Below are 10,113 nucleotides of genomic sequence, written 5' to 3'. Positions count from 1 at the left end.
ATAACTGTGCTTCGTCATTATTTGATCCTCCAATTTACTTCCTTAATTATACTAAATCAGAGTCTCTATTTAACTTGTACACTTTTTATTCTAGGCCCACCCCAGTTGCAATCGGTTCTGAGCGCTAGCTTAATCCCCTGCGCAAATCCGGCCGACCCACCTAAATTTTTCGGACTACGATAATAAACGAGGTGCTGCTGATCAAAGGCAAACCGATCGTGTAACAATTCCGCTACGCCGTCCGTCGAGGCGTTATCAATCACAAAAACGTACTCGGGTGCCTGCTCTTGAGTCAAAACGCTATTTAACGCTTCGACCATTAACCTTTTCCGATTATACGTCACAATGACACATGCAATTTTATCCATACAAATCCCCCAAAACTCGATGGTTCTATAAACACTTCGGTTTTATATGATTACTACTTTAACATAAGTATAGGGGGGATTTGTTCGGATTAATAGCTGTTGAACCTTGGATATCAGACATTTAATTTGTAATTACAATTAATTTGTTTAAGTCAACAAACGAATCCCATTGTGTTTTTTTGAATATTTAACATTATTCACTAACCTTATCCACTGTCTATCTCGCTTTTGCATTCTTCTGGCTTAGCGATTAAATATATTAATACTTAACTAACGAAATTCTATGTTCACCAGAAATAAGTCTACGAAGTTCATTTTACAGAGAATATATATTTACTTAATAATTTTGTAAAAACAAAAATAATTATCATTTGTGCTACTACTCTTCTCTCTCAATTTATCCATAAAAAAATACTAAGCTTAGAGGCATAGAAGTTACCCGACGGGGTGCTCCTATGCCTCTATTACTTTATAGTGGTAGTGAAGATAGGCCGTACGGCTTTTGGGTCCTTGAGACCGTATTAAAAAATGGCCGCTTCACTGGTTTTAGTCAATTTGATCAAAGTATTTGGGCTCTTGAAGCCGTGTTTTGAAAACGAGATTACTAAAACTGACGTGAAGACTTCAGAAAGACAGGTATATGATGATGCGAACAATAATTGGAATCGATGTCAGTAAGAACAAAGCTAACGTTGCGGTAGTGACTGATTTAGTAGTCGTCAAAGAACTAACCATCTCTTTGGATTTATTGGGGTTTAATGAGCTGAAACACGCCGTGTTTCAGTTCAATGAAAAAGCGGAAATCGTTTTTGAAGCAACTGGTGTTTACTCCCGGCGTTTAGAATATTTTCTTCAGCAAGCAGGTTTGAATTATCACATTTTAAACCCACTAGCAGCTAAAAATCGTATCGCCACTGGTTCACGACTGAGAAAAAACGATCAACGAGACGCACGTCGACTGGCGATTACCGAGTTTACCGAACAGCTGGAACCATATCTTCTAGCTTATAAACAGAATCCCATCTATCGTGAATTAACAGATATGAACCGTTACTACGACCAACTCAATGAAGACAAGAAACGGGCCCGCAATCGAGCTCATCGTGTCTTACAGCTTGTATTTGCGTCATTTGGGGCCTCCAAGGGTAGCTTTAACTTCGATACAAAGCTAGCTTGGGAACTCCTAACGCTCTTTCCACATGCACAAATCGTTCGTGAGATTGGCGACCTTAACGCGTTAGAAGCACGTATATCGGCAGCACATTTCAAAGGGATGGGCGCTAGACGTATTCACGATGCCGCACGCAAGCTATGGAAACTAGCCGCTCAAAATGGTGATGCGGTACCCGTTACTTCGGATAACACACGGCAAATGGAAGCTTTGGCGGAGCAAGTTCTTGCCCTAGAAGCAGCGCAGGACCAGCAGGTCGTGCGCATGATGACCTTAGGTAAATCCTTGCCGGAGTTTACGCTTCTTCAAACAATTCCTGGCATCGGTGGCAGTACCGCCATTCGGCTAATTAGCGAATTAGGTGACATCCGGCGGTTCGATACTCGTCAACAGTTGAATAGCTATGTTAGTCTTGATACAACGGAAATTGACTCTGGTGACCATCAATCAGCAAGGCATATTACAAAACATGGTAATCCTCACGCACGTCGGATTCTATACTGGACGGTCATTCTTATGCTTAATCCTAAAATGGGTAATAATCATATTCGCGATGCATACGAAAAAAGACGAGAAGCCTCTTCTTCAAAGAAGAAACTCATCGTCCGTCAAATGGATCGCCTGATTAAAACAATCCTATACCTGATAAAAACGAATCAACCTTACTCCTATGAGCTAAGCCCTCAATCGAAGTAACATTCGCTATAATTTATCATACCAGCCTTGAAAAAAATTTGATACCTCCAAGGCTTATTTAGTTGGGTCTAAATCACTCAAAAAATAGTAATAAGGCCTAGGTTCCGGAACGATGTTTTTCGTTCCGGAACCTAGGCCCTAAACTCCTCGTCATAAAACATCGATTTAACAGCATTCCTATTGACAAAACGTAGAAAAAGGCCTATTTCTCTGTATTTCAGATAAATAGAACCTACAATTGATATAAAAATTAAAAGGTTGGCGTAATCCTAACTTATATTACAAAACGAGAGTCTTTCACGTGTACTTTCCTTAGAAAACATTTCTTAGTATTGGGATTTTTTTAATAGTACAACTGTAAGGAATAGCAAAAATTATTGAAGCACATATTACAAATGACGTTATAATAATAAACAAAAGAAGGCTTGGAAGTGGACTTTCTTGCAATAATTTTTGAATCACCATAAGCATTATAGGGTGAACGTAGTAAATATTCAGAGATTGGCGATCTACTAAACTCAAAAATTTGGTTGGCTTACTTAGATGTTTCATTGCAAAAGCTACCATGCCTATAGAGAGCAAAAAGACGGCTGGTCGCATACTAGTTGTTACAAGCGACTGGCTTCTATCAGTGAAATATTTAAAATAGATAGACGTACTTAACACTACCAATATCCCAATAGCAACACTGACATTAGCATGTCGTACCAGTTTTTTCATTCTATCTCGCTTCGCAAGATAGATGCCCAATGCAAAATATACTAGGAAGTTTAAAAAGTAATGAACTTCAAAAGTTGATCCGGCTAAAAATACCACTTGTCCAATTACGCTTATTACAGCTGCAATAACAAAACCAAGAGTTTGGCTAAACCACATATACACAAATGGATAAATTAAACAAAAAAAGATCAAAACAGTTATGAAGTACATATGGTATCGCGAACTACCTAAGAATACACCACTCAATACAGTTGGCACTGATAACTTAGCTTTAGTTTGAATAAAATAAATCATTGTCCAAACAAGGTATGCAGGAATTAATTTTAATCTTTTTTTATAAAAACAAATTAAATCGCCTGAATAGCTATTACTTACCGTTAATCCGTAGCCAGACGCTATAAAAAATATTGGAACCGCGAATCGTGACAGTTAATTAACACATAGATAAAATAAATCCTTGTTAAAGGCACTTCCCTGATACATAAATGGTCCAGTAATATGAATCAAAATGACTCTAAGCATTGCAAGTCCCCGAATATTGACCCATGATTTTCTTCCGAAACGTTCCAATTTCACTACTCCTACTATCACAAATTACGTGTTATTCCACACTCTATTTATCATCCATATTTAGCTGATAATATTAAAAAATACTGATTAAGAATTCATACCCTAATGTTTTTGACGCTGTCTTAATTTTGCCGCCAACGGAATAAAAGGTCTTAGATTAAGAATAACCAATACACCCACCGTTAAAATGAGCATAGCAACAGCCAAAGGAGCCTTCACTTGATGCATTAGCCAAATCTCAATAAATATCAGGAGCTGTGATACCACTAAAATTTTCCAATCCAACTTAATATTGACAAACTTTTGTGATCCTCGCAGTCTCAATAAAGAAACAACTACAAAAGATACTGCGGCTCCTGCTCCCGCTCCAACAACGCCAAAGATGGGAATCAAGATAAGATTCATCAAAACGTTAATGACAGCTCCAGCTACGGTAGTGTATAAAATCTGTCCAGTTTTCATCGATGAAGTATATACGGTCCCAATAAAGGATGAAACGCAAGAATACAAGACTGCTAATGAAAGCCAGGGGACAATCTGCCACGCTGAATAATAGGCAGGCGTAGATAAAATATGAACAAACACCTTAGAAAATAATGTTAATGTAGCCACACCAATGAATAATACATTCAAGGTCGCATTTAAAACCGTGCTAAAAAAGCGCCCAACGTCCTTACTTTTATACTCCTCAACTGCCGAAATTTGCCATGCTTGGGTAAAAATAGTGTAAAAAACCGAAATTAATGATGGAATTTTATTAGCAACCGCATAAATTCCGTTTGCTGCCGCGCCGAGCATCAACGCAATAAAAATCTTATTAGCAGAATTACTCAACCACCACGAAACTGCATTAGGAATCAGTGGAATGCTATAAATCAACATTCTTTTAGCAAGAACCATATTTGCCTTCGAGAACTGTATATATTGCCACGCTCGCAAAGCTATAAACAAGTACACAAATCCTCCAAGTTGTGCGATTAACATTGACGCTAGATAACCGAATAATCCCCAACCAACCCAAACAATCATAATGATATTACTAACTACAGTAATGACCGACATTACAATTCCTGTGCTAGCATACAACTTTGACTTGCCTATTCCTCTTGCAAATTGTTGGAACATAGATTCAACGGCACTTGCTAATGTTAAAACACAGACATAGATACCATAATGAAAGCGGGCCAGTATGGGTGAAAGAAGCAAACAAAGGACTGCGCTAACTAAACTAATGATTACACCATTAGACAACACACTCGTATTGTCAGAGTCCTCATCTAAAGAGAATCGAAAAACTGCATCAATAATCGATAAGGTCAAAATAGGCGTTAATAGGCTTACTAACGTCCACATTACGTCAGACTGTCCATACTCAGCTGTCGTTAAGTACCTTGTATATAGCGGAACCATCAAAAACGTAATCATTTTACTGCCTAAGTTTCCAATTGCAAAAATGGCTGAATTAGAAAAAAGTTTTTTATACCTCTCCATGTTTACTCCTTCAAGCCTAAAATTTTAGTTATTTCAAAAGATTATTCTAGTACATTCTAATTTAAAAACTGGGTTATTTTCTTTAATCATTTGAATAGGCCCAATCTGACGGACCGTTTCCCGTTTCATTCACGACTGACCGTAGCGCGATGAAGTACACTGGCAAGACTAGCCGTCAGATTAGCGTGGCATAATTACATCACCGTTCACAATGCTGAAGTTGTTGGTAATACTGAGCGATGGTGTTCTGGTTATGTGCCATGAAGGTACCTCCTTCTTACCTTGTGGTGATTTAAGAATAGATGTTCATGGTCCTTTTGATCTAATTTTTTTAAGTATTGCACTCAGATTTTAAATCCAGACAAATAATTCATTAGCAATATCTGACTTTTTTAAGTAGTAGATAAGCAGGTTTACTCAAAACATCAACCCCATCATTGCGTAAAAATAACACTCGAATCACTCTTTACCGGATGGTAAACAACAAATTTATCTAATTCCATTTTATTTTTGATACCATCAATTATCCACGTTCCAACACCAAAGTTATATTGGTTATCAACTGATTTTTATATAACGTAATTAAAACTTTTTTCACTCAATTTTTAGTTATGCCCTTTTCATTTTTAGTAAAGCTTGCTCTAAAAAATGCAGAGATTCCGCGCGTCGTTTAAGCAGTTTATTTTTAACCACGCTGTAATCAACAGAATTGTTATTGTTAGTGATAACATTTGTGTGCCAACGATCACTCAACCCCAAGTCTGCAAACAATGTTTCAAGCCGAGAATCCATCGATGGGCCATCATATCTTCTAGAAAAGGCTTCAAAATACTTTTCAAACATTATTGAAAAGACACAGGCATGAAAAGAATCCGTAAAAATTGCATCTGCCTGACTGAATAAATTAATAAATTCAGCTGGATCTGCCACCCATAGATCCAAATCATCATACGTTGCTAACGTCTTAATCTGTAACCCATGTTTTTTTGCATACGCTTCAATATACCGCTTGTCCTCACGGCTTTGCTTTCCTAGAAAATAGACAAGTACATATTTTTCAGTATACCTTTTTCTTCCATTTGTTAGCTCCAGCCAATCTTCTGGCTCTAGCAATAGCGTTGGGTCCAGTACTACTTCGGCTGACATATTTGATAGCGACTCCACTAATTGCTTACCCGCCAATTCTCTCACAGAAATGGCATTAAAATTAGCCAAGCCTTCACGATAGACATCAACAAATTTGTCAGGAATCTCCGAAATTCCAAAGGAAGCTGCATAACTTATTCGGGGCTTGTCGCTAAATGAAATAAAATCAAAACCTGAAAAACGAGAAAAGTTACAATTCCATACTTGATCACTGCCGACAACGTATCCATCGATACTATTGTCAAAAGAAAAATCAGTAGACTCTTGGGTAACAGTTGCACTCGTTTCATGGATATAATCGTTAGTAAATGCAATAAAGTTATTGATCCTTAACTGATTATATTTTTTAGATTGTCGTAACCGTTTAATCCTTTTTATAACTTTTCGTCGTCCCTTATCAAGAAAGTGCCCCTCCTTTAATAGCCTCAACAGTCTTTTTTTTCTAGGCTCAGAAGGTACAACGTGCGTGTAGTTTCTTAACGTGACTACTTCATGCCCCAAATTCTCCAAAACTGTTTGTAATGCGTAGTTTTGGAGCCGATTGCCATAATTTGAATAATCTACAATAGTATCAATTGCAAGTTTCATCTGTATTCCTTTCAACATTGAAAAATTAGTAATGGCTAAAAGCTAACCAATAATGCCTTCAACACCTGCTTCGGAGGAAACTGTTTACTTGTTAATACAGTAATAAGTCCTTTGCGTACATACTGTCGTAACTCAAAAATTTCCTTAGATTTATAATTCATTTGTTTGCTTCTACCCAGCAATTTTATAGCGACTCTTAATCTCTTAGCATGCAAAATATTTTCGTCAAATACATAGCGCTTTTCAGCACTTGCTAAGTGTATCTGTGCTAATTTGAGTGCTTTCCATTCAGTTAACCAATTTTGATTAAATTCTTTCGCAGTTTTATAGTTTTGCATGGTGCCAAAATCATTAAGCTGATAATGATAGAGTACATAGGGAATTTCGACCCATTTTTTTACATGGGTTAAATAACTAATAACGAACAATAAATCTTCTCCAACAGCTATATCAACACTAAATTTTAAATTGTTCTTCAAAATAATCTCGGTTTTAAAAATCTTGTTCCAAAGCGCTGATCCCATTTCGTGATGCGTAACTATCTTAGCCACGGCAAAATTTAAATTTTCACTACTATTTTTTTGTGAATATCGAAATATTTCGCCTTCATTAATTTTGAATTCACTGTATCCGCACGAAACGAGTTGTGCGTTACTCTTTTCAATAGCAGTAACTAGGTACTGTATATAGCAGTCATCAAATTGATCATCAGCATCTACAAATACACAGAACTTACCGCTAGCATGTTTAATACCAGCATTTCTTGCCGCTGATACTCCACAATTTTCCTGATGAATTATCTTGTACTTACTGTCACGCTTTTTTTTGTTCAACATCATTAAAGAGCCATCTGTTGATCCATCATCTATCATGATGACTTCTAGCTTGTGATATGTTTGCTTGTCAAGCATAGAAAAAAAAGAATCTAAATATTTAGACTCATTATAGATAGGGACAATAACAGATACTAAACTATTCATCTCACTTCACCCACAATTGTCTTAAATAATTAAGTTTCTCAATACCCACTAAATGCGAAAACTAACTCACTGTTTGGATCAACCATCCTACTGTTTTGCATAACTATATAAACTGGTAAGGCAACGTTTCTCCTAAATTTTTCATTATAATTAGTCGAATAAAAATTCCTACATAGCAAAAAATAAATACTAACAAGAACCATCTACGTAACGCAACATCCCGAATCTTTTGAATTAAATACGGAACATAGATAATCTGTCCCAATGAAAACATCATAATAATTCTAGTGCTGTTCGGAATCACAGACGATAATCCCGCAAATGCCGTGGCAATTACCTGCAAGTTAAAAAACAGGTTGTTAAATCGTTCTTCATTAACCTTACTGATCAACGTATGCTCATATACCCAACCTGGTGTTGCCTTCGAGAAAAAATGATGTAGATAAGCATACATTAATAAAATAAATAAATTAAAAAGAATTAAGTCCCACTGTCGGTCAAGAACATCATAGCGACTATTAAAATAGGAAGCGTATACTCCAGTAATGTCCGTAAGCCAAACTAGTACTTTTCTAATAGGACTAGCAAGTACGCCTAGTACTATAACAGTGCAAATTGCCATTCGCTCTCGAACTTTAATTTTGCTCAGTAAGTACATTGGTAAATAAATAATTGCAGTCTTATGAAATAGCATTGCACCAATAACTGTTACAACGTATTTAACAGGGCTTGACCGAACAATATAAACTGTCGCCATTAAAAATATAGCCATCGCTATTGATTGACGCATAATATTCAGTGACAGATTATAATAACAACCAAACATAAAAATAAACAAACTAATTACGTAATCCGTAGAAAAAAATTGTACCGCTTTCCAAATAAAGAATAAAAATATCAAATGCGTTAACGCAAAGACTACTTGCGTGCCACCAAGTGACATACCAATTTTGATGACAAACTGGTATAAATACTCGAACTTCAGACGTGCATCGTTCCCCTGCAATAACTGTGGAATCTGTATCTGAATATACGTTAAATAGTCAGTTCCAACACGATACCGTAAAGCCGCAATAATGAAATAAGGTATCGCAGCCAGCCAAAATAAAATTCTCGACCTTTTAAATTTTGCAGTGACCGTATATTGTCTTAAATCTGGTAACGTTCGTCGTAACTCATATTCCGAAAAGAACGCAAAACAGCTAGCAATCAAAAACATCCCTAGATAAACTATCATTTAACTTCTCCACTCGCACGTTGCAAATAAATTTGTTCAACTTGTTTTGCAACCACAGGTAATGAATAACCCGCTCGCGCCACTTTTTTTGCAGCAATTGTTCGATCAGCTTGTTTATTTTTATCCACCAGTTGCTGAGCGGCTTGCGCCCAATCTGCATCTGAAGCTTTTAAGTCCATAAAGAAATTACTCTCAGGAATTAAATTAACCTCGTCTGTTATCGAACTTGAAAAAAGGATAGGCAAACCGGCAGCTTGCGCTTCAACTCCTACTACTGGCAAGCCCTCAAATAAAGATGGTAGTACGAAAATATCCGCTGCTGACATTAAACTCGCAACGTCCTTTCTGAGACCCAAAAACCGCACGTCTACAGATAGGCCAAGCTGCTTAACCTGATTTTTAACGCTGTCTAACAATTCTCCTTCGCCGGCTAATAAAAGGACAGAGTTTGGATGTGCTTTATGAAAGTCAGCAAACACTTGTACCAACTTATGGTGATTTTTGACACTCTGAAACCGTCCGACGTGTAAAAAAACCGTTTTACCATTTAGCCCCAATTTTGAACGATAATCTGTTCGCACCTTAGAATTAAATTTAAACTGTTCAATTTTAATACCATTATCAATAACAGTATAATCGTGCCGCTTAATCCGACTGGGTAAGAACATAAACCTAGCCGCACTGTTTGAACAAGCGAAATAAAGGTTAGGACCAAATTCTAATAATGGCTTAGTCAGCTTAGTTAGTAACGTTAAAAATGGGTGAATATTCCCACCCGTGTGCGAATGAGCAATAATCGTTTTCACACCACAAAATTTTGCAATCCAAGAAACCTGAATATTCAAAAAGATTGATCCCGAGTTCACATGTACAATCTCATATTGATTTTCCTTTATAAGGTGTGACAGCCTTTTGAAAAACTGGATTTTTCGCTTAATAAAATTGCCGCTTGTTTTTAATTCAATGATACGTCCACCTGCATCCTCAATCTGCTTTCTATAGATACTGAAAGAGGATGTTTTTGGTGCAACAAAATCAAACTGGATTCTTTCATGATCCATATTTTGATAAAGATGATAAATCATGGCGGAAACCCCGGCATACCGCTGTCCACTATTAATTTGCATTATCCGCAACATGCTTTGA

The 10,113-nt window shown here is 36.8% G+C and carries 8 protein-coding genes; 1 reads left to right on the top strand and 7 read right to left on the bottom strand.

Going from position 1 to position 10,113, the window contains the following annotated elements; all coding sequences use genetic code 11:
- Positions 1-65: 65 nt before the first annotated feature.
- A complete protein-coding gene (locus FFM82_RS10120; protein WP_137645718.1) occupies positions 66-368 on the bottom strand; it encodes a glycosyltransferase in 303 nt (100 codons plus the stop codon).
- A gap of 640 nt (positions 369-1,008) precedes the next feature.
- Between FFM82_RS10120 and FFM82_RS10115 the strand changes: the two genes are divergently transcribed.
- Positions 1,009-2,235 carry an IS110 family RNA-guided transposase gene (locus FFM82_RS10115; RefSeq protein WP_137645717.1) on the top strand — a complete coding sequence of 409 codons (1,227 nt, stop codon included), beginning with the start codon at positions 1,009-1,011 and terminating at the stop codon, positions 2,233-2,235.
- Positions 2,236-2,547: 312 nt separating this feature from the next.
- On the opposite strand, the gene FFM82_RS10110 is transcribed toward FFM82_RS10115, so the two are convergent.
- From FFM82_RS10110 to FFM82_RS10085, 6 genes are all read right to left on the bottom strand, one after another.
- The gene (locus FFM82_RS10110; RefSeq protein ID WP_137645716.1) at positions 2,548-3,384 is read right to left on the bottom strand and encodes an acyltransferase; all 837 of its coding nucleotides are present in this window, start codon (positions 3,382-3,384) and stop codon (positions 2,548-2,550) included.
- Positions 3,385-3,627: 243 nt separating this feature from the next.
- On the bottom strand, positions 3,628-5,016 hold the full coding sequence (locus FFM82_RS10105; RefSeq protein ID WP_137645715.1) for a lipopolysaccharide biosynthesis protein: 1,389 nt from the start codon (positions 5,014-5,016) through the stop codon (positions 3,628-3,630).
- 609 nt (positions 5,017-5,625) lie between these two features.
- Positions 5,626-6,750 (bottom strand): polysaccharide pyruvyl transferase family protein, encoded by a 1,125-nt coding sequence (locus FFM82_RS10100; protein ID WP_170178275.1) that lies wholly within the window; start codon positions 6,748-6,750, stop codon positions 5,626-5,628.
- A gap of 35 nt (positions 6,751-6,785) precedes the next feature.
- Positions 6,786-7,730 (bottom strand): glycosyltransferase family 2 protein, encoded by a 945-nt coding sequence (locus tag FFM82_RS10095; RefSeq protein WP_137645713.1) that lies wholly within the window; start codon positions 7,728-7,730, stop codon positions 6,786-6,788.
- Positions 7,731-7,833: 103 nt separating this feature from the next.
- Positions 7,834-8,967: an EpsG family protein gene (locus FFM82_RS10090; RefSeq protein WP_137645712.1), complete on the bottom strand. Its 1,134-nt coding sequence runs from the start codon at positions 8,965-8,967 to the stop codon at positions 7,834-7,836.
- Positions 8,964-10,106 carry a glycosyltransferase gene (locus FFM82_RS10085; protein ID WP_137645711.1) on the bottom strand — a complete coding sequence of 381 codons (1,143 nt, stop codon included), beginning with the start codon at positions 10,104-10,106 and terminating at the stop codon, positions 8,964-8,966. Before FFM82_RS10085 ends, FFM82_RS10090 begins: the two co-directional genes overlap by 4 nt.
- Between the last annotated feature and the right edge of the window lie 7 nt (positions 10,107-10,113).

Source organism: Lactiplantibacillus plajomi (genome assembly GCF_005405405.1).
In the GTDB taxonomy this organism is placed as follows: domain Bacteria; phylum Bacillota; class Bacilli; order Lactobacillales; family Lactobacillaceae; genus Lactiplantibacillus; species Lactiplantibacillus plajomi.
This window is presented reverse-complemented; position numbering and strand designations above follow the sequence as displayed.